At 63.1% G+C, this 18,318-nt stretch carries 19 protein-coding genes; 10 read left to right on the top strand and 9 right to left on the bottom strand.

All coding sequences use genetic code 11. From position 1 onward, the window contains the following. Nucleotides 1–70 precede the first annotated feature (70 nt). The 3 genes from apbC (at nucleotide 71) to SA496_RS18375 (ending at nucleotide 2,161) form a co-directional block, all read left to right on the top strand. Entirely contained in the window at nucleotides 71–1,165 is a 1,095-nt protein-coding gene (gene apbC, locus SA496_RS18385) for an iron-sulfur cluster carrier protein ApbC (RefSeq protein WP_330114266.1), read from the top strand. A gap of 91 nt (nucleotides 1,166–1,256) precedes the next feature. Further along, entirely contained in the window at nucleotides 1,257–1,823 is a 567-nt protein-coding gene (gene dcd / locus SA496_RS18380) for a dCTP deaminase (protein WP_153917269.1), read from the top strand. A 134-nt stretch (nucleotides 1,824–1,957) separates the two neighbouring features. Then, nucleotides 1,958–2,161, top strand: a complete 204-nt coding sequence (locus SA496_RS18375) for a hypothetical protein (RefSeq protein ID WP_153917271.1) — start codon at nucleotides 1,958–1,960, stop codon at nucleotides 2,159–2,161. Between the two features lie 3 nt (nucleotides 2,162–2,164). Here the strand turns inward: SA496_RS18375 and nadE are convergent, their stop codons facing one another. The 6 genes from nadE to SA496_RS18345 all read right to left on the bottom strand — a co-directional run bounded on the left by nadE (nucleotide 2,165) and on the right by SA496_RS18345 (nucleotide 8,475). Further along, complete coding sequence (gene nadE, locus SA496_RS18370; RefSeq protein ID WP_120649785.1) at nucleotides 2,165–2,992, bottom strand: ammonia-dependent NAD(+) synthetase; 828 nt, start codon at nucleotides 2,990–2,992, stop codon at nucleotides 2,165–2,167. An 11-nt stretch (nucleotides 2,993–3,003) separates the two neighbouring features. Continuing rightward, a complete protein-coding gene (gene pncB / locus SA496_RS18365; protein ID WP_330114265.1) occupies nucleotides 3,004–4,209 on the bottom strand; it encodes a nicotinate phosphoribosyltransferase in 1,206 nt (401 codons plus the stop codon). A 204-nt stretch (nucleotides 4,210–4,413) separates the two neighbouring features. Beyond that, nucleotides 4,414–6,957: a penicillin acylase family protein gene (locus tag SA496_RS18360; protein ID WP_120649787.1), complete on the bottom strand. Its 2,544-nt coding sequence runs from the start codon at nucleotides 6,955–6,957 to the stop codon at nucleotides 4,414–4,416. Between the two features lie 82 nt (nucleotides 6,958–7,039). Beyond that, nucleotides 7,040–7,690 carry a glutathione binding-like protein gene (locus tag SA496_RS18355; protein ID WP_330114264.1) on the bottom strand — a complete coding sequence of 217 codons (651 nt, stop codon included), beginning with the start codon at nucleotides 7,688–7,690 and terminating at the stop codon, nucleotides 7,040–7,042. Between the two features lie 79 nt (nucleotides 7,691–7,769). Further along, nucleotides 7,770–7,967 carry an SEC-C metal-binding domain-containing protein gene (locus tag SA496_RS18350; protein WP_120649789.1) on the bottom strand — a complete coding sequence of 66 codons (198 nt, stop codon included), beginning with the start codon at nucleotides 7,965–7,967 and terminating at the stop codon, nucleotides 7,770–7,772. A gap of 7 nt (nucleotides 7,968–7,974) precedes the next feature. Next, entirely contained in the window at nucleotides 7,975–8,475 is a 501-nt protein-coding gene (locus SA496_RS18345) for an LEA type 2 family protein (RefSeq protein WP_120649790.1), read from the bottom strand. Nucleotides 8,476–8,589: 114 nt separating this feature from the next. On the opposite strand from SA496_RS18345, the gene SA496_RS18340 reads away from it, so the two are divergent. Then, a complete protein-coding gene (locus SA496_RS18340) occupies nucleotides 8,590–9,162 on the top strand; it encodes a hypothetical protein (protein ID WP_120649791.1) in 573 nt (190 codons plus the stop codon). 42 nt (nucleotides 9,163–9,204) lie between these two features. Here the strand turns inward: SA496_RS18340 and SA496_RS18335 are convergent, their stop codons facing one another. Both SA496_RS18335 and SA496_RS18330 read right to left on the bottom strand, forming a co-directional pair. Further along, on the bottom strand, nucleotides 9,205–9,675 hold the full coding sequence (locus SA496_RS18335; protein WP_153917280.1) for a YchJ family protein: 471 nt from the start codon (nucleotides 9,673–9,675) through the stop codon (nucleotides 9,205–9,207). A 3-nt stretch (nucleotides 9,676–9,678) separates the two neighbouring features. Further along, on the bottom strand, nucleotides 9,679–10,176 hold the full coding sequence (locus SA496_RS18330) for a DUF6231 family protein (RefSeq protein WP_120649793.1): 498 nt from the start codon (nucleotides 10,174–10,176) through the stop codon (nucleotides 9,679–9,681). 130 nt (nucleotides 10,177–10,306) lie between these two features. On the opposite strand from SA496_RS18330, the gene SA496_RS18325 reads away from it, so the two are divergent. The 4 genes from SA496_RS18325 to SA496_RS18310 all read left to right on the top strand — a co-directional run bounded on the left by SA496_RS18325 (nucleotide 10,307) and on the right by SA496_RS18310 (nucleotide 12,979). Then, complete coding sequence (locus SA496_RS18325; RefSeq protein WP_120649794.1) at nucleotides 10,307–10,999, top strand: OmpA family protein; 693 nt, start codon at nucleotides 10,307–10,309, stop codon at nucleotides 10,997–10,999. Between the two features lie 95 nt (nucleotides 11,000–11,094). After that, nucleotides 11,095–11,823, top strand: a complete 729-nt coding sequence (locus SA496_RS18320) for an OmpA family protein (RefSeq protein WP_120649795.1) — start codon at nucleotides 11,095–11,097, stop codon at nucleotides 11,821–11,823. A gap of 36 nt (nucleotides 11,824–11,859) precedes the next feature. Continuing rightward, nucleotides 11,860–12,225 (top strand): DUF1145 domain-containing protein, encoded by a 366-nt coding sequence (locus tag SA496_RS18315; protein ID WP_330114263.1) that lies wholly within the window; start codon nucleotides 11,860–11,862, stop codon nucleotides 12,223–12,225. Then, nucleotides 12,218–12,979, top strand: a complete 762-nt coding sequence (locus tag SA496_RS18310) for a collagen-like protein (RefSeq protein ID WP_120649797.1) — start codon at nucleotides 12,218–12,220, stop codon at nucleotides 12,977–12,979. The genes SA496_RS18315 and SA496_RS18310 overlap by 8 nt, the downstream gene beginning before the upstream one ends. 33 nt (nucleotides 12,980–13,012) lie before the next feature. Here SA496_RS18310 and SA496_RS18305 read toward each other — a convergent pair whose 3' ends face one another. Then, nucleotides 13,013–13,477: a CopD family protein gene (locus SA496_RS18305; RefSeq protein WP_153917284.1), complete on the bottom strand. Its 465-nt coding sequence runs from the start codon at nucleotides 13,475–13,477 to the stop codon at nucleotides 13,013–13,015. Nucleotides 13,478–13,575: 98 nt separating this feature from the next. Here SA496_RS18305 and dinG point away from each other — a divergent pair, with 98 nt between their 5' ends. Beyond that, on the top strand, nucleotides 13,576–15,720 hold the full coding sequence (dinG, locus tag SA496_RS18300; protein ID WP_330114262.1) for an ATP-dependent DNA helicase DinG: 2,145 nt from the start codon (nucleotides 13,576–13,578) through the stop codon (nucleotides 15,718–15,720). Between the two features lie 164 nt (nucleotides 15,721–15,884). Then, nucleotides 15,885–18,260: a beta-galactosidase gene (locus tag SA496_RS18295; protein WP_442965064.1), complete on the top strand. Its 2,376-nt coding sequence runs from the start codon at nucleotides 15,885–15,887 to the stop codon at nucleotides 18,258–18,260. Nucleotides 18,261–18,318: the final 58 nt, after the last annotated feature.

Here is an 18,318-nt window from a genome sequence, read left to right as displayed (position 1 = left end):
GGGCGACCCAGCGGTGAGGTGGTCGGGTAGGATAGCCGCCTGATTTGCTCGGTCTTTCCGGAGTCATGCGATGAGTAGCCTTTCCCGCGCCCAGGTCGAAGCCACCCTGCGCCAGTTCACCGATCCCCACCTCGACCAGGACCCGGTCAGCGCCGGCTGCCTGCGCGAAGTCGATATCCAGGGCGGCAACGTCCGCGTGCGCCTGGAGCTGGGTTATGCCGCCGGGCTGTTCAAGTCCGGTTGGGCACAGATGCTGAAAATGGCCCTGGAGAACCTGGCTGGCGTCGACCGCGCCGAGGTCCAGGTGGATTGCGTCATCGAGGCGCACAAGGCTCAGGAGCAGGTGCCGGCGCTGGCCAACGTGAAGAACATCATCGCCGTGGCCTCCGGCAAGGGCGGCGTGGGCAAGTCCACCACCGCCGCCAACCTGGCGCTGGCGCTGGCACGCGAAGGCGCGCGGGTGGGCATTCTCGATGCCGATATCTATGGCCCCAGCCAGGGCATCATGTTCGGCATTCCCGAAGGTACTCGGCCGAAGGTTCGCGACCAGAAGTTCTTCGTGCCGGTGGAAGCTCATGGCGTGCAGGTGATGTCCATGGCGTTCCTGACCGACGACAACACCCCTGTGGTGTGGCGCGGTCCGATGGTCTCAGGCGCGCTTATCCAGCTGATCACCCAGACCGCCTGGGAAGAACTGGACTACCTGGTTGTGGACATGCCACCGGGCACCGGCGACATCCAGCTGACCCTGGCGCAGAAGGTGCCGGTGGCCGGCGCGGTGATCGTCACCACCCCCCAGGACCTGGCGCTACTGGATGCCAAGAAGGGTGTGGAGATGTTCCGCAAGGTGAACATCCCGGTACTCGGGGTCGTGGAAAACATGGCTGTGCACATCTGCTCCAACTGCGGACACGCCGAGCACCTGTTCGGCGAGGGCGGCGGCGAGAAGCTGGCGGCCCAGTACGGCGTGGATCTGCTGGCGTCGCTGCCGCTGTCCATGGCCATCCGCATGCAGTCCGATGGTGGCAAACCCACCACCATCGCTGACCCGGAAAGCCAGATCGCGATGATCTACCAGCAGGCGGCCCGCTGCGTTGGGGCGCGCATTGCGCTGTCCGACCAGGCTGCCACCGCCATGCCGAACATCACTATCAGCGACGACTGACGCTCCGACCATCCGGCGGGGCCTTTGCCGAGGCTTTCGCCGGGCTGTAAGATTCGCCGTCAAATTTTCAGCCCCTGACAGGACGCCCGCCATGACCATCAAATCGGATAAGTGGATTCGCCGCATGGCGCTGGAGCACGGCATGATCGAGCCGTTCGTCGAGCGCCAGATTCGCGGTGCGGACGATAGCCGGGTGATTTCCTACGGCGTTTCCAGCTACGGCTATGACGTGCGCTGCGCCGCCGAATTCAAGGTGTTCACCAACATCCATTCCGCCGTGGTCGACCCGAAGAACTTCGACGAGAAGAGCTTCGTCGACATCAACAGCGACGTCTGCATCATTCCGCCGAACTCCTTCGCGCTGGCCCGCACTGTGGAATACTTCCGCATTCCCCGTGATGTGCTGACCATCTGCCTGGGCAAGAGCACCTATGCCCGTTGCGGCATCATCGTCAACGTGACCCCGCTGGAACCCGAGTGGGAAGGCCACGTGACCCTGGAGTTCTCCAACACCACCAACCTGCCGGCGAAAATCTATGCTCACGAAGGCGTGGCGCAGATGCTGTTCCTGCAGTCGGACGAGGCGTGTGAGGTCTCTTACAAGGATCGTGGCGGCAAGTACCAAGGCCAGACCGGGGTTACCTTGCCCAAGGCCTGAGGCCAATGGGCAATGAAAGAACCGGGCTCGATGCCCGGTTTTTTTGTGCCCGGTGTCCGCAGGTCGGAAAGCTTGAATGCCTGGCGGAGGGTGGGGCTCTATCCAGGGAACTCCCTACCACGGAGGAATCCGGGATGCACATCGAAAAGCTCATAGAGACACTGTCGCCGGAGTCCAGCTTCCTGCTGGGGACTGTCCTGCGCGAACTACTGGCCGGTCGCGACCCGTTGCACGAGGAAGGGCCCGGCGATCCGGGACAGCCCGACGAGCCGAGTCAGCCCCATGAGCCGGGCGAGCCCACCATTCCTGATGAGCCACCACCGGCACCGGTGGTCTGAGGTTCAGGGCACCAGCGGCAGGATGCGCTTGTGCTGGGTGTTGTCGTAGGTGCGAACGATGGTGGCGTAGGCTTCGGGGCTGACTTGCTGACCGTGCAGGAAAGCGTCGATCTCGATGTAGGTCACCCCATGAGCTTCTTCATCGGGCTTGCCGGGGCGCAGTTCTTCCAGGTCGGCGGTGGGCACTTTGTGGACCGCGCTTTCCGGTGCGCCCAAATGACGGGCAATGCTGCGTACCTGGTTCTTTACCAGACCGGAGAGGGGGGCGAGGTCGCAGGCACCATCGCCGAACTTGGTGAAGAAGCCCATCACCGCCTCGGCTGCGTGGTCGGTACCGATCACCAGGCCATTGTTTGCGTTGGCGATGGCGAACTGGGCCACCATGCGGATGCGCGCCTTGATGTTGCCGGTGACGAAGTCGCGGCGCGCGTCGGTGAGGTGGTTCAGGTGGGTAACCTGCTCGGACAGCCCGATCACGCTGTCCGCAATGTTCACGGTTTCTTCTTCGTCGGCACGAATGAAGTTCATCGCCACCTGCGCATCCGCCTCGTCGTGCTGGACGTTGTAGGGCAGGCGCACGGCGATGAAACGGTAGCCGGCATCACCCGTCTCGGCACGCAACTCCTCGACGCTGAGTTGGGCCAGGCGGCCGGCGGTGGTGGAATCGACGCCGCCGCTGATGCCCAGCACCAGGACCTTCAGGCCGGACTTGCGCAGGCAGTCCTTGATGAAGCTCTTGCGGCGTTCGACTTCGGCCACCAGGGCTGCTTCGTCGGCGAAGGGCGGGACAACATCCAGGGCTTTGGCGATTTCTTGCTGGCGGTTGCTCATGTGCGGAGTCCTTACTGGGCGTCGGTGACGCGGAAAACGTGTTTCAGGTAGGTGACGAAATTTTCGTCGCGGCATTGGGTCTTGCCCGGCTCATCGGAAATCTTCGCCACCGGTTGGCCGTTGCAGGCTGTCATCTTGATCACGATGTTCATGGGCTCGACCCCCGGGATATCGCAGGTCAGGTTCGTGCCTATGCCGAAGCTGACCTGGATGCGCCCGCGCAGGGCGCGGTAGAGCGCGAGTGCGCGGGGCATGTCGAGGCCGTCGGAGAATACGAGGGTCTTGGTCTGTGGGTCTATGCCCAGATTCTGGTAATGCCGGATGGCTCTTTCCGCCCATTGCAGCGGGTCGCCGGAGTCGTGGCGCAGGCCGTCGAAGAGCTTGGCGAAGTACAAGTCGAAGTCGTTGAGGAAGGCCTGCATGTTGATGCAGTCGGTCAGTGCGATGCCCAGCAGGCCCCGGTACTCGCGGACCCAACACTCGAGCGCGGCGATCTGGCTGTCGATCAGTCGCGGGCCGAGTTGCTGATGGGCCATCAGCCATTCGTGGGCCATAGTGCCGATGGGCTTGATGTCGTACTCGCGGGCCAGGTGCACGTTGCTGGTGCCGACGAAACGGCCGGGGAAGTCGCGCTTGAGGATGTGCACGACTTCTTCCTGGACCTTATAGGAGAAGCGCCGGCGGGTACCGAAGTCCGCCAGCTGGAATCCGCTGAGTTCCTCGTCACTGGCATTGGCCTTGAGCCAGTCGAGCTTGCGATAGAGCCTTTCGCGGGCGTGGGTCAACTTGACGTCGCGATAGCGGTAACGGTTGCGGACTTCGCTGATGATCGCCAGTAACGGAATCTCGAAGAGGATCACGTGCAGCCAGGGGCCGCGCAGGCGGACGCAGATCTGGCCGTTGTCGATACCCAGTTGCAGGTAGCGCAGGTTGAAGCGGAACAGGCTGAGGAAACGGGTGAAGTCCGGCTTGATGAAGGGGATGCGCTCGAGGAAGTTCAGTTGGTCAGGAGTGATGGAGATGTCCGCCAGTTGCTCGATCTGGAAGCGGATTTCCGCGAGGTAGGGCGTCAGGTCTTCATCGTTGCGGCAGCGGAACTCCCACTCGACTTCTGCGTTGGGATAGTTGTGCAGCACCGCCTGCATCATCGTCAGCTTATAGAAGTCGGTGTCCAGCAGGTTCTGAATGATGCGGCCGGAAAAGGCGCTGTCGGGCATGGTCGGTTCTCGGGGCTCCGGGCAAACCGTGGAAAGGGCGCAGGATGCGGCACCGGCGGGTGTTACGCAAGATTGCGGGCACTACCTCCCATGCGGAATGCCGGGCAAAAGAAAAGGCACCCGAGGGTGCCTTGAAATGTGATCTATGGAGTAAGTCCACCAGATCAGAGCGATGGGGCGGTGGGAAGTTCCACCGCTTGCCGATCATTTTTGCGGGGTCAGCATCAGGCGCTTGGTGCCATAGACGGCATCGAGGTTCTGCGGCTGGAAGGGGAACTTCACGTAGCGCGCCTTCAGCCAGGCATCGATGCCGTCGGCATAGTGCGGGCTGGCCGGGTTGCCGGACTGGCCGGAGCTGTTCACACCGATCATGGGCTCGGGCTGGCCGAAGTCGACGATGATGCGCATGGCCGGAATCAGCCAGGTATCGAAGTCTTCGCCCCAGTGGTAGGCCGAGACGTTGAGGGTGGTGTGGTCACCGCCGGCCGGGTAGGGGCCGCGATCCAGATAGCCCTTCAGGGCGTTGAGGCCGCTGCGCTGGCTGGCGCTCATGTACGGCGCCAGCTGGGTGCTGTCGGTGACCCACTCATAGGTGTGCAGCTTGCCCCATTGCCAGGCCTTGCGGTCCGCTCCCAGGCGGCCTTCGGCGTAGCTGACGGCGGCGGCCAGGCTGCGCGCGAGGATGGCTGGCTTGTCTTCCTTCTGCGGGGTGTTCACATCGTCCCAGAACGGGCTGTCGACGCGCCCCAGCAGGTGATCAGCCTGGGCTGAATAGGACAGGTCGGCGGTCTGCACCAGGGCGCGCCAGGCCGGGTTGCTCTCCGGGCCCAGTTCGTCGAGGAAGATCTGCCGCGCGCTTTCGTGGAGGAAGGCGCCGTAGTAGGCGGCGTCGGCCGACGTCGGACTGAGGCGGCCGTCGAACGACAGCAGACGGTCGAGGCCTTCCTGGGCCTTGGCCCGGTCGGTGGGCGGCAGGGCATTGATGGCCTGTTTGAGCGGCTGGGCCATGCCGGGGTCCTGCAGCATGGTCTTGAGCTTGGCCGGGAATGGGCTGGTCTGGTCGTACTGCATGGTGATCATGCTCTGCCAGTCGTGCTTGCCGCTGCCGCCAGCCAGTTCGGCGATGCGCTCGGCGCGCTCCGGGTAGTACCAGGAGTTGGACAGCTGCACGCCGTAGCCGCCCTGCACGGTGCGGTGGTTGGCGGTGCCGAGCCAGCCCTGAGCCGGGTCCTGGTCGTAAGGATGGAGCATCGGGTCGGCGTAGCCGTCCCAGTCGTAGCGGCCGTCCCAGCCTGGGGAAGGCAGCAGGCCACGGCCTTCGCGGCGGTTCGGGTAGCGGCCGGTCACCTGCCAGGCAATGTGCTTGTCATCGGCGTAGAGGATGTTCAGGCCCGTTGCACGGATGGAGCGGGTGGCCTCGTGGGCTTGGTCCACTGACTGTGCGCGGGACAGGGCAAAGAAGGCGTCCAGGGACTGGTCGGCTTCAAACTGGCTGGTCTGCAGGGCGATGCCATAGCCGCTCTTGATTTCCATGGGCTGGAGCGGGTGCTTGCGCTGGCCAAGCACCGAGTTCAGCAGTGGGCCGTGGCGGGTTTCGTAGATTACTTCGCGTACCGGGCGTTCGCCTTTGACGAAGAAGGTCTCCATGCGCTCGCTGGCAGGCACCCACTTGCCGTTGGCCTGGTAGTAAAGACGGCTGCCTTCGCGCTTGATCTTCTCGAGGAACAGATCCTGGTTGTCGCCCATGACCATGGTCATGCCCCAGGCCAGCTTGCCGTTGTAGCCGGCGACTACGGCCGGTACACCGGCGATGGAGACACCGGCGGCCTGGAACTTCGGCGAGCGGATCTGCACGAAGTTCCAGACCGAAGGCATGGAGATGGGCAGGTGGGTGTCATTGGCCAGGATGCTGCGGCCGGTGCGGCTCTTCTGCGGTGCGATGGCCCAGTTGTTCGAGGCGGCGACGCCAAGCATGTCGAGCGAGGCGATCTGGTTGGCGGCATCATCCAGCGCAGTCAGGCCAGGAATCTGGCCGCCCAGTTGCAGGCCCTTGAGCTTCTCGGCTTCCTCGAACGGCAGCGGTTCGTCGGGATAGATGGGGGTGAGCCAGGCCAGCTTGTCGGCGCCGACCTTCTGCGCCAGGACTAGGGAGGCGATTTCCTCCTGCAGGTTCACCGCCAGGCCAAAGTTCAGCAGGGTGAAGACCAGCGCCGAGTCCTCGGGCTTCCAGTAGGCCGGTTTGTAGCCGGACTCGGCCAGGTCCATCGGCAGTTTGTCGCGGTAGCGATAGAGATAAGCGTTGACGCCGCGGGCGTAGACCGCGAAGAACTCCTTCAGGCGGGGCGAGGAGTTCTTGTAGAGGATGTCGGCACTCTTGCGCAGGTTCACGGCGCGCATGAACCGGTCGATTTCCAGCACGCCGGGTCCGGCCAGTTCCGCGAGGCGGCCTTCGGCCATCAGGCGCAGGCCAACCATCTGGCTGAGGCGATCGGAAGCGTGGACGTAGCCGAGGGTGAACAGCGCGTCGTGGAAGGTGGTGGTTTCAATCAGCGGCATGCCCAGCGGGTTGCGGCGGATCGACACGCTCTGCGCGAGGCCTTTTACCGGCTGGAAGCCGGAGGTGGGCGGCAGGCTGTCCGAGTAGCGGCTGTCCAGCCAGGACTGGCAGCCACTGAGACCGATCATGGCGCCAGCGGCGGCGGCAACGCAGAACCGGGGGAGGAAGCGCTTGAAGGCTGGCGAAGCCATGGAACGGGCTCTCCTGAGAGGGGCATCGGATCAAACGCGCTACGTTAGTGAGCCGCCCCGCGCCGTGCAAGCACCGCCCGCCCTACTTTTTCACGTTACCCGGATTCACCTGTTCCACTAGTGCATAGGCGCGGATGGTCGCCGGGCGCGCCTGGATATCCAGATACCAACGCTTGAGGTTGGGGAAGTCGTCGAGGTTCTGTTCCTGCCAGGGGTGGCGGTCGATCCAGGGATAGATGGCCATGTCGGCGATGCTGTACTCGTTGCCGGCCACGTAGGCGCGGTCGGCTAATCGCTTGTCCAGCACGCCATAGAGGCGGGCGGTTTCCTTCATGTAGCGCTGGATGGCGTAGGGCAGCTTCTCCGGGGCGAAACGGTTGAAGTGATGGTTCTGCCCGGCCATCGGCCCGAGCCCACCCATTTGCCAAAACAGCCATTGCAGGCATTCCTGGCGGCCACGCAGGTCCTTGGGAATGAAGCGGCCGGTCTTCTCGGCCAGGTAGAGCAGAATGGCGCCGGATTCGAACAGCGACAGCGGCTCGGCGCCATCTGCTGGTTCGTGGTCGACGATGGCCGGGATGCGGTTGTTCGGCGAGATCTTCAGGAAGTGCGGCTGGAACTGCTCGTCCCTGCCGATATTGATCGGATGGAGTCGATAGGGCAGGCCGGCTTCCTCGAGGAACAGGCTGATCTTGTGGCCGTTGGGCGTGGTCCAGTAGTAGAGGTCGATCATCGACAAGGCTCCTGGGGCGTAGGCTTGGTCCGGAAACGAAAAGGCCCGCACTTGGCGGGCCTGGTGAGTGTCAGCAACGTCAGGCGCCGTGGCACTTCTTGAACTTTTTCTGGCTGCCGCAGGGGCAGGGATCGTTGCGGCCCACTTCCTTCAGCGGGTTGCGCACCGGCTCCTGGTGGCCGTGATTGCAGTGCGGGCCGTGGACGTGGCCGTGATGGTGGTCGTGATCATGGTCGTGGTTGCAGTTCGGACCATGTACGTGGGGTTCTTGGCTCATGAAGGTACTACTCCGGGATGTAACTGCCGGGGATTATCTCGCCATTGCGGCTCAGGTGCACGCTCTTGCCGAACATCAATCCAGTCTTAACTTCGCCTTGCAGGCGGTACTTGATGGGCTCGTCGGGCTTTTCCAGCAGCTTCACGATGTACTTCATGTGTCGCCACAGGTTGGTGCGCACCGGTACTTCGAAGGTCTGGCTGCCATGGGCGGGTACGGTGAACCAGGTACTGGATTCGCCGGATGCCAGCTTCACTTCATTGAGGTGAACGGTGTAGACCAAGCCGCGCACTGGCAGGCTGACGTCGTTGGGGTTGTCTATGCGAAAACGCAGCACGAACTGTTGTTCCAGCAGTTTGGCGCGTACCACGTCCACCTTGAGAAGGCGCACGTCGGGGTCCTGGAAGCTGTCGCTGATCCAGGTGGAGCATCCACTGAGGCCCGAAAATGGGAGGGCGAAGAAAAACAGTAGGCTGAGAATTCTTATCGTTTGCGCCTGGGAAAACATTGCAATACTCCAAGTGACGCTCCAGTGTAACAAGCAACTGCTCGGCCGCAACCAGTTGTGGGGGGAAAAAAAGCTGCGCCATACTGCAAGACAATTCGGACAGGAGTGTGACCAATGGGGCGTTATGAGATCGCCTTTTCCGGAAAGCTGGTACCAGGGGCGCAAAGGGAAGTGGTGCAGGCCAATCTGGCCAGGCTTTTCCAGGCCGATGCCCAACGCGTTGCCATGCTGTTCTCTGGTCGGCGCGTGATTCTCAAGAACAACCTGGATGAAGCCGCTGCCGAAAAATATCGCTCGACCCTGGAGCGCGCCGGTGCGCTGGTCGAAGTGGCATCCATGGAACCGGAAATAGAAGAGGTGGAACTGGCTCCGCCGCCCGAACCCGAACCGCAGGTTCAGCCGGTCCCAGCGCCCAACGCCGCGCAGCAGGCTGCATCGCCTGGTCGTTTGAAGGTGGTGCCGCGTGATGAATACATGGCTGCTTTCGTCGGTGTGGACGCACCGGACTTCGGTATCGCGCCGGTTGGCGCCGACCTTCAGGATGCCAAGCCACAATCGACGGCGCCACGCTACGACTTCTCCACTCTCAGCCTGGCGCCCGTAGGCAGCGACATGGGACAGCAGAAAACACCCCCGTCAGGCCCCCCGCCAGATACGTCGCATTTGCGGCTTGAAGAGCGCAAATAGATAGAGAAAGGCCCGCGATTGCGGGCCTTTTTTGTCAGTGCCTCAGAAATAACTCGAGCAACATTTCTTGAACTTGAGGCCACTGCCACAAGGGCAAGGATCGTTGCGGCTCGCCGTCACCGGGACGGTCGGGTCGAGGAAGTACCAGTGGTTATCCGCCTGGACGAAAGCCGAACGTTCACGATGGCTGTGCTCACCACTCTGGTCGTGCCAGCGTGCAGTGAAGGTAACGAACGCGTGCTCCGGCTGGCCGCCGAGCAACTCATGGCATTCCACCTCCAGCCCGAGCCAGGTGCTGCCAAGGCTCCAGGCGCGGATGGCCTCGATATCCAGCCCGGAGCGCTGGGCGGGCAGGGTGGTTTCCACCAGATAATCCACCAGGCCCAGTACATAGGCGCTGTAACGCGAACGCATCAGTGCCTCGGCGCTGGCGGCAGGATGACCGACATGATGGCGGCCGCAGCAGACTTCGAGGCGGTTGCCACTTCCGCAGGGGCAGATCGCAGTGCTCATGGCTTACCACCAGTATTTGCCGAAGTTTTCCGGGTTGGCCCAGAACTTCGCGTTCAGCCAATCGGGGACCTGCTTGTATTCGCGCAGGTCGTAGGTGAACAGAGTGAGGGTCTGCTCTTCGCGGCGAAAGCGCTCGCTTGCCTGGAGAGCGAGAGAAAAGAAGTCGGTGTCCCGCCAGCCGCAGGCACTGAGGTCGGCCAGCACCGCCACCCGACTGGCATTCAGATTACGGATACCGCCAAGCAGTTCCAGTCCGGTTCGCTTGGGCAGGTGTTCCAGGCAGTCCGCCAGCAGGGCGAGGTCGAAGCGCTTTGCGGCCTGTTCCGCTGGCAGCGTTCCGGCTGGCACTTGCACGACCTGGCTGTCGGGGTGTGCGGCGGCGAACGCTTCAAGGGCAGGAAGCGGGCTGTTGCCCACCAGCAGGAGGCTTTGCGGCGCGTAGCGTTCGAGCAGGGCCGCGAGTGCCTGCTGGGGTGTGCGGAAAGAGAAGCTGTCAGTCATCGAAAATCCTCGAACAAGTGGAGCAAGACTAGCCCGAAGGCGAGTCATGGCCTAGTGCTGGCGGTTTCCGGGGCTGGCGTCTTTACTCCCTAATTGTCGGTATGGGCCGATTCTAAGAGGAGACTCGCTTATGAGCATTACACGGACAGCTTTACCCCTAATCCTGGTGACCAGCTTGTTGACCGGTTGCGCCGGTCTGCAGAAGACCGACTGGCCCAAGTGTGCAGCAGTAGGTGGTGTGGTAGGTGCGGGGCTGGGTGCGATCGAAAGCAGTACTTACGCTGGCTGGGGCGCCTTGATCGGCGCCGGTACGGCAGCTGCCTATTGCTGGGTACACGGCGATGGTGACGAAGACGGCGATGGCGTATTCGACAGCCGTGACAAGTGCCCTGGCACACCGCCCGGCACCCAAGTGGACGCTGACGGTTGCCCGCTCAAGGCAGAAGAGCCAGTGGTTGAAGAAGTGGTCGTCGAGCACGAAACCATTGTTGTCCGTGACCTGCTGTTCGCCTTCGACTCCTCGAAACTCGATGCGGCAGACGAAGCCACCCTCGACAACGTAGCTACTCGCCTGAAAAACGAAGCACCTGACGCCAAGTTGACCATCACCGGTCACACTGACAGCGTTGGTTCCGACGCCTACAACCAGAAACTCTCCGAGCGTCGCGCCCATGCGGTTGCAGACTATCTGGTGCGCAGCGGCATCCCGGCCTCCAATATCGTCAGTGTTGGTGGTGCGGGTGAAAGCCAGCCAGTGGCCGACAACTCCACCAAAGACGGTCGCTCCATGAACCGTCGCGTAGAAATCCAGATCGACCGTTAAACCCCGGTAAGCCTGCGGCGCGCGCCTTGTGCGCCGTGGGCGCCGGGTCTTTACTCCTGTGTTACCGGCCTGGCCGGTGGCACAGGAGAATCATCATGGGCAACCAACTTCCCCGGGTTGCGATTTCACTTCTTCTGGTCAGCAGTTTCCTGTCTGGTTGCGCGTCCACGTCCAGTGATGGCCGTGCGGTGTTGAATCAGGGGAATTGGCCAATCTGTAGTCTGGTCGGTGGTCTCGTAGGTGGTGGGTTAGGCGCCGTGGAAAGTTCTGCCTGGGCGGCCGGTGGTGCCGCGGCAGGTGCCATAGTCGGTGGCCTCATCTGCTTTGCGCAGGATGGCGATGCCGATGGCGATGGTGTTTTCGATCGTCGCGATACCTGCCCCAATACACCCGCCGGAGCGACGGTCGATAGCCGGGGCTGTCCGGAACGGACTTATCCGCAGGCACCTCCGGAGCCCGTCCCGCCGCCACAGGACGAAGTCATCGTCCTCAGCGATATGGGCAACGTGCTCTTCGCATTCGATTCGGCCGAACTGACCTCTGCAGCGAAAGACCAACTGGCAGCAGTTGCCAATCGACTCACTGGCGCCAACCTGGTCAGCGTCAAGGTGATCGGCCACACCGACAGCGTGGGTTCCGATCAGTACAACCAGGGGCTTTCCGAGCGACGGGCGAGGAGCGTGGCGGACTTCCTGGCGAGCCAGGGCGTACCTGCTGACAAGCTGACGACCGAAGGCGTGGGCGAGAGCAAACCGGTGGCGGACAACGAGACGGATGCCGGGCGCGCGCAGAATCGCAGGGTGGAAATCCAGGTCGACCGCTGACGGATTTCCTGCGCCGTATCAAGGAGTCGATTGCAAGTGAATGCTTTTCCCGGCGACGCACTGGTGCGTCGCCGGGCTTCGGCGTATGTTCCGCAAAAACTCGAACAATGCCGGGAGGAAGGCATGCGTTTATTAATGGGGCTGGGCAAGGTAGTTGCCCTGTTGTTCTGGCTGGTCGTCATTGCCAACGTCGCTGCACCGTTCACAAAACCATTCGACATGCTGCTCAACGGTGCCGGAATCCTGCTGATCCTGGTCCACCTGTTCGAAATCATGCTGTTCAATTCCTTGCTGCACGGCCGCGCCAATCCCTGGCAGGACCGCCTGCAGCTGCTCCTGTTCGGCGTCTTCCATCTGCTCAGCATTCCGCGTCATCGCGGCAAGGAGGCACGTCATGCGTAAGCTGGGCCTCCTGCTCGCACTGATCACCCCCGTCGCCCTGGCCCAGGGCCAGGTGAAGGTGGACGCTCACAACTTCCTCAAGCTGCCCCCCAGAGCTGGGAGCCTCAGTCTCGACCAGGTCGAAGTGGCCGACTACGCCACACTACTGATTCCCGCAGGCGTTACCGAGCTGCGCATTGGCGAGTTGCGCATGGGGCGCGAGGCCCGACTTGGCATCGCACCGTCCGAGAAGGCTTTTCGTCTCGAAGTGCAGCATGGCGAGATCGGTACCGGCAGCCATATCACCGCATCGGGCGCGGCCGGCAGCATGAGCAGACCGGCTAGCGCGGGACGCAACCTCGAACTGCGCCTGGTGGATGTCCAAGTGAATGAAATGACCCTGGATGTGCGCGGCGGCATCGGCGCACCGGGACGGCCGGGGCTGGCTGGCGCCGACGGCGATGCTGCCGGTTGCCTCTGGGGCTCCGCCGGCCGTGGCTGGGACGGTCAACCCGGCACCGATGGCGAGGCTGGTGGTGCGGGCGGTCAGGTGCGCCTTGAAGTGCCGGCATCTTTCCCGGTGGATCTGGTGCGCGTGCGTCTCGAAGGTGGCGTGGGCGGCGCTGCGGGAGAGGGCGGTGCCGGTGGCCATGGAGGTGCCGGCAAAGGCTGCTTGCTGTACAAGGCCGACGGCGCCAAGAGTGGGCGCGCCGGGCAACCCGGCAAGGTCGGTGCTGCCGGCAATACCGGCAGCTTCAAGGTCGTACGATTCTGATCGAGGGCAGGCGCACAGGGACGTGCGCCTGATTCAGAAACTGGGGCGAATGGCGACTATGGTCACCAGCGTCAGCCCGATCAGCAGGTTGAATCCCACCACGCGGCGGATGCGACCGAGCACCGCGCCCCCCTCCGGCCAGTTTTCCGCATTCACCGCCGCACGCAGCTGCGGCAGCAGCAAGGCACTCACCCTCAGGAACAGTGCCAGCATCGCCACATACAGACCGATCATCATGTGCACATAGCGCGGCGCGGTTTCCATGCTGGCGTACGACATATGCAGCATGCCCACGCCGGTGAAGGGCAGGACCAGGACCGCCGGCCATACCCAATAGAAGAAACGGCGGAACACATCCAGCCAGAGACGCAGCCTGGCCGGGGGCTCCAAGGTGGCGACGGCGGCGGGGCGCAGGATCATCCAGGCGAAGAACATGCCGCCGACCCATACCAGGGCGGCCAGCAGATGCAGGGCGTAAAGGGCTGCGTGGGCAGTCATCCGGTCAACTCCATTCGGCGGGTAAAAGAAGGCGCGCTATCATAGCCGTCCTGTTAAAGTACTGAAAATTTATCCAGCTCTTCCCGCCGCAGTCATCCATGCTCAGCACCGAACTCAAATCCCAGATCCAGGGCGCCTACAGCCGTTTTCTCGAAGCCAAGGGGCTGAAGGCCCGCTATGGCCAGCGCCTGATGATTGCCGAGGTAGCCAAGGCCCTGGGTGCCATTCCCGTGGACGACGAAGGTCACCGCGAGGGCGAGCCTGCCGTGGTGGCGGTGGAGGCGGGTACTGGTACCGGCAAGACCGTGGCCTACAGCCTGGCGACCATTCCCGCAGCAAAGGCTGCCGGCAAACGCCTGGTGATTGCCACCGCCACCGTGGCGCTGCAGGAGCAGATCGTCCACAAGGACCTGCCCGACCTGATGCGCAACAGCGGCCTGAACTTCAGCTTCGCCCTGGCCAAGGGGCGTGGCCGCTATCTCTGTCTGTCCAAGCTCGACATGCTGCTGCAGGAAGGCCAGGCGCAGAGTGCCACGGCCCAGCTGTTCGCCGACGAAGGCTTCACCATCGACGTCGACGAGAAAGGGCAGAAACTCCTCAATCAGATGATCGAACGCCTCGCCGGCAACCGTTGGGACGGCGATCGCGATTCCTGGCCTGAAGCCATCGAGGACCAGGACTGGGCTCGCGTCACTACCGACCACAGCCAGTGCACCAAACGCCATTGCCCGAACTTCCAGCAGTGCGCTTTCTATAAGGCACGGGAAGGCATGACCAAGGTGGACGTCATCGTCACCAACCATGACATGGTGCTCGCCGACCTGGCCCTGGGCGGTGGTGCCGTACTGCCGGACCCGCGCGAAACGATGTACGTGTTCGACGAAGGTCATCACCTGCCGGACAAGGCCATCGGCCACTTCGCCCATTACACCCGACTGCGTTCCACCGCCGATTGGCTGGAACAGGTGGCGAAGAATCTCACCAAGCTGTTGGCGCAGAACCCCCTCCCAGGCGATTTCGGTCGTCTGGTGGAAGGCGTACCCGAGTTGGCTCGGGAGATTCGTACTCACCAGCAGTTCATGTTCAACGCTTGTGAGGAGATTGCGGACTTCCGCGCCGGTGAGGACATGGAAGGCCGCGACCGTCCCCGCCATCGTTTCGAGGCCGGTGTTGTGCCGGAGCACCTGCGAGAGTTGGGTATCGAGCTGAAGAAAGGCTTCTCCAGGCTGCACGACGTCTTCACCCGGCTGACCGAGTTGCTCAAGGAAGCCATGGACGGTGAAGCCAGCATCGGCGTTGCCAGTCATCAGGCGGAAGAGTGGTATCCCCTGTTCGGTAGCCTGCTGTCTCGTGCCCAGGGTAATTGGGAGCTGTGGACGGCCTTCACCGCCGAGGATCCGGAGGACAGTCCGCCCATGGCGCGCTGGCTGACGCTCGCTGAAAGCGGGGCGCTGCATGACATCGAGGTCAATGCCAGCCCAATCCTCGCCGCTGAGACGCTACGCCGTAACCTGTGGAATGTGGCATACGGTGCGCTGGTCACTTCCGCAACCCTCACCGCGCTGGGCAAGTTTGACCGTTTCCGCATGCGCGCCGGCCTGCCCAAGGTCGCGGTCACTGCCGTCGTGCCTAGCCCGTTCCAGCATGCCGATGCCGGTCTGTTGCGTGTTCCTGACCTGAAAGCCGACCCGCGCGATGCCGCCGCTCACACTGCCGCCATCGTCCGTGAATTGCCTGCTCTGGTGGAGGGCGCACGCGGCACGCTGGTGCTGTTTGCCTCGCGTCGGCAGATGCAGGATGTCTTCGAAGGGCTGGACCGTGACTGGCGCAAGCGCGTGCTGATCCAGGGCAACCTGTCCAAGCAGGAAACCTTGAACAAGCACAAGGCACGGGTGGACGACGGCGAGCCCAGCGTGCTCTTCGGGTTGGCGAGCTTCTCCGAAGGTGTCGACTTGCCGGGTGCCTACTGCGAACACGTGGTGATCGCCAAAATTCCCTTCGCCGTACCGGACGACCCGGTGGAAGCGGCGTTGTCCGATTGGATCGAGGCCCGCGGCGGTAACCCCTTCATGGAGATTGCCGTGCCCGATGCCTCCCTGCGTCTGGTGCAGGCATGTGGTCGCCTGCTGCGTACAGAGGCCGACCGAGGCACCATCACGCTGTTGGATCGACGCGTGGTCACCCAGCGCTACGGCCGCGCCATTCTCGATGCCCTGCCGCCGTTCCGTCGCGAGATCGCCTGATACAGGACTGCCCTTGACGCTGAGCGCCCCCCATCTGCGATGATGCCGGGGTTTTTGCGGACGCCCAGAGCGCCCGCCTTGTCCCGCTTCGTTTTGTCGCACAGTTGGCGAGATACGAACTTTTTGCGGTCTATGCTCAGCATTCTCTTGGGAACTCCGGTCCGATGCTTTCGATACCAAAACGCCCCCTCGCCCTGGCCATCCTTTTCGGGATGTCGGGAATTCCCCTGATTGCCCAGGCGGAGACCCTGTTCAACTTCGTCCGGCCGCTGGATGCGGTGCAGGTGACCACCCAGGACGCCAACCTGCCGAGCGTGACCGCTGAAACCACCGCGAATGGCGAAGTCCTGCGCCGTCTCACTTTCAATGCAGCGGAGAAGCCCAGCCTGCGCCTGACCCCGCAGAGCGGTACCTGGGACTGGACCAAGGCCGAGGCGATGAGCCTGCGCATCCAGAGTGCGCAGGACTGGGCAATTACCTTGGACGTGGCCATCGAAAGCACCGATGGCAAGGTTCTGACCACCCAGGTAGCGCTGCCGGCCGGACCGGCGCAAACCTTGCTCGTCCCCCTTTCCGCAACATCACCCAATGCCCACGGAATGAGAGCGGCGCCGCCGGTACCCTGGACCGCCGATGGCAAGCGCTGGCTGCCGGCGACACTGGTCAACGGCGAGATCGACCGCAGCAAGGTCGCCTCTGTGACGCTTTCCCTGAGCCAGCCGACTGCCGCCCAGAACGTGCTGCTCGGTCGTTTCGGAACTGAAGAGAAAGATCAGCAAGAAGCCTTCTACGACGGCCTGATGGACGCCTACGGCCAGTACACCCGCGCTGATTGGCCGGGTAAGGTGAAGAATGACGAGCAGCTGAAGAAGGCCGCCGGGGACGAAGTGAAACAGCTTGCCGACTGGACGGCCAAGTTGCCGCAGCAGGACACCTACGGTGGCTGGCTGGGTGGTGAAACCTTCGAAGCCAGCGGCTTCTTCCGTACCGAGAAGCGTAATGGTCGCTGGTTCCTGGTCACCCCGGAAGGCCATCCGTTCTTCTCGCTGGGCGTCAACGCGGTGACTCCGGGGTTGAGCCAGACCTACGTCCAGGGCCGGGAAGCCATGTTCAAGGCACTGCCGAAGGACAACGAGCCACTGGCCGGCCATTTCGGCAAAGGCGACGACCGTGCCGAAACCGACGCCAACAAGGGGCGCGAATTCAACCAGGGCCGCTGGTACGACTTCTACGGCGCCAACATCGAGCGCACCTACGGCGGGAATGATCCGCAGCGCTGGGTTCGCCACAGCCTGGATCGTCTCAAGGCGTGGGGCTTCAATACCGTCGGCAACTGGAGCGACCCGGCCTTCAACAACAGTCAGCGCATGCCCTACACGCTGCCTCTGTCCATTCACGGTGACTACGCCACCATCAAGACGGGCTTCGACTGGTGGGGCGGCATGCCCGACCCCTTCGACCCTCGATTTGCGATGGCGGCGGAGCGCGCTATCGCCATTGCCGCCCGCGACCATCGCGACGATCCCTGGCTGCTCGGCTTCTTCGCCGATAACGAACTTGCCTGGGGCGGCCACAGCGAAGACCCTAGGGCCCGTTACGCGCTGGCCTACGGCACCCTGCGCCTGACGACCGACGTGCCTGCCAAGCGCGCTTTCCTCAAGCAGCTGCGCGACAAGTACCGTAACCAGCAGGGCCTCTCGAAAGCCTGGGGCATCGATTTGCAAGCCTGGGAGCTGATGGAAGACCCGGGCTTCGAACCTCCGCTGCCGAATCCGGAGCACCCGGCCATCGAGGAAGACTTCCAGCGCTTCCAGCGCTTCTTTGCAGACACCTATTTCAAAACCATCGCCGACTCCATGAAGTGGCATGCGCCAAACCATATGCTGCTAGGTGGTCGTTTCGCCGCAACCGTGCCCGAGGCCATCGAGTCCTGCGCGCAGTACTGCGACGTGATCAGCTTCAACCGTTACACCCGTGAGCCGCAGCACGGCCTGGACATGGATTTGCTGCGTCGCCTCGACAAGCCCCTGATGCTCACCGAATTCCACTTCGGCTCCCGTGACCGCGGTCCGTTCTGGGGTGGCGTCTCCGAGGTCTACAAGGAAGAAGAGCGCGGTCCGGCTTACGCCGCTTATCTCAAGAAGGCAGCCGAGGAGCCGCTGATCGTCGGCGCCCACTGGTTCCAGTACCTCGACCAGCCCGCCACTGGCCGTCTGCTGGACGGCGAGAACGGCCACCTGGGACTGGTCGGCATCACTGACCGCCCATGGCAGGGCTTCGTCGAGGCCGTGCGCAAGGCGAACCTGGCGTTGGCCGCTGATATCAACAAGCCTGTGCAGCCCCAAGCTCCCTCGAAGGAGCAGCCCAAGACGCCGGTGAAGGAGCAGCCCAAGGAAGCGGCCAAGCCGACAGCGGCAGAAAAGCCCGTGGAGCCAGCCCAAGAGGCTGAACAACCGACTGCCGAACCGGCAGAACAGCCCAAGGCTGAGGAACCCGCCCAGCCGGCCGCTCCGAACCAGGAGGAAGCCGGGAAGCCCTGATGGGTGACCCGTCTTCGGCACGGTTCACAAGGGGCGGCAAGGCTGGAACAATGCCGCC

This window comes from Pseudomonas sp. JS3066 (assembly GCF_036328175.1).
Lineage (GTDB): Bacteria > Pseudomonadota > Gammaproteobacteria > Pseudomonadales > Pseudomonadaceae > Metapseudomonas.
The sequence above is the reverse complement of the archived record's forward strand: the minus strand, read 5'-3'. Positions and strand labels throughout refer to the sequence as shown.

Coding starts and splice junctions, on each gene's coding strand:
- apbC (WP_330114266.1), top strand. CDS start 71: ATGAGTAGCCTTTCCCGCGCCCAGGTCGAAGCCACCCTGCGCCAGTTC.
- dcd (WP_153917269.1), top strand. CDS start 1,257: ATGACCATCAAATCGGATAAGTGGATTCGCCGCATGGCGCTGGAGCAC.
- SA496_RS18375 (WP_153917271.1), top strand. CDS start 1,958: ATGCACATCGAAAAGCTCATAGAGACACTGTCGCCGGAGTCCAGCTTC.
- nadE (WP_120649785.1), bottom strand. CDS start 2,992: ATGAGCAACCGCCAGCAAGAAATCGCCAAAGCCCTGGATGTTGTCCCG.
- pncB (WP_330114265.1), bottom strand. CDS start 4,209: ATGCCCGACAGCGCCTTTTCCGGCCGCATCATTCAGAACCTGCTGGAC.
- SA496_RS18360 (WP_120649787.1), bottom strand. CDS start 6,957: ATGGCTTCGCCAGCCTTCAAGCGCTTCCTCCCCCGGTTCTGCGTTGCC.
- SA496_RS18355 (WP_330114264.1), bottom strand. CDS start 7,690: ATGATCGACCTCTACTACTGGACCACGCCCAACGGCCACAAGATCAGC.
- SA496_RS18350 (WP_120649789.1), bottom strand. CDS start 7,967: ATGAGCCAAGAACCCCACGTACATGGTCCGAACTGCAACCACGACCAT.
- SA496_RS18345 (WP_120649790.1), bottom strand. CDS start 8,475: ATGTTTTCCCAGGCGCAAACGATAAGAATTCTCAGCCTACTGTTTTTC.
- SA496_RS18340 (WP_120649791.1), top strand. CDS start 8,590: ATGGGGCGTTATGAGATCGCCTTTTCCGGAAAGCTGGTACCAGGGGCG.
- SA496_RS18335 (WP_153917280.1), bottom strand. CDS start 9,675: ATGAGCACTGCGATCTGCCCCTGCGGAAGTGGCAACCGCCTCGAAGTC.
- SA496_RS18330 (WP_120649793.1), bottom strand. CDS start 10,176: ATGACTGACAGCTTCTCTTTCCGCACACCCCAGCAGGCACTCGCGGCC.
- SA496_RS18325 (WP_120649794.1), top strand. CDS start 10,307: ATGAGCATTACACGGACAGCTTTACCCCTAATCCTGGTGACCAGCTTG.
- SA496_RS18320 (WP_120649795.1), top strand. CDS start 11,095: ATGGGCAACCAACTTCCCCGGGTTGCGATTTCACTTCTTCTGGTCAGC.
- SA496_RS18310 (WP_120649797.1), top strand. CDS start 12,218: ATGCGTAAGCTGGGCCTCCTGCTCGCACTGATCACCCCCGTCGCCCTG.
- SA496_RS18305 (WP_153917284.1), bottom strand. CDS start 13,477: ATGACTGCCCACGCAGCCCTTTACGCCCTGCATCTGCTGGCCGCCCTG.
- dinG (WP_330114262.1), top strand. CDS start 13,576: ATGCTCAGCACCGAACTCAAATCCCAGATCCAGGGCGCCTACAGCCGT.
- SA496_RS18295 (WP_442965064.1), top strand. CDS start 15,885: ATGCTTTCGATACCAAAACGCCCCCTCGCCCTGGCCATCCTTTTCGGG.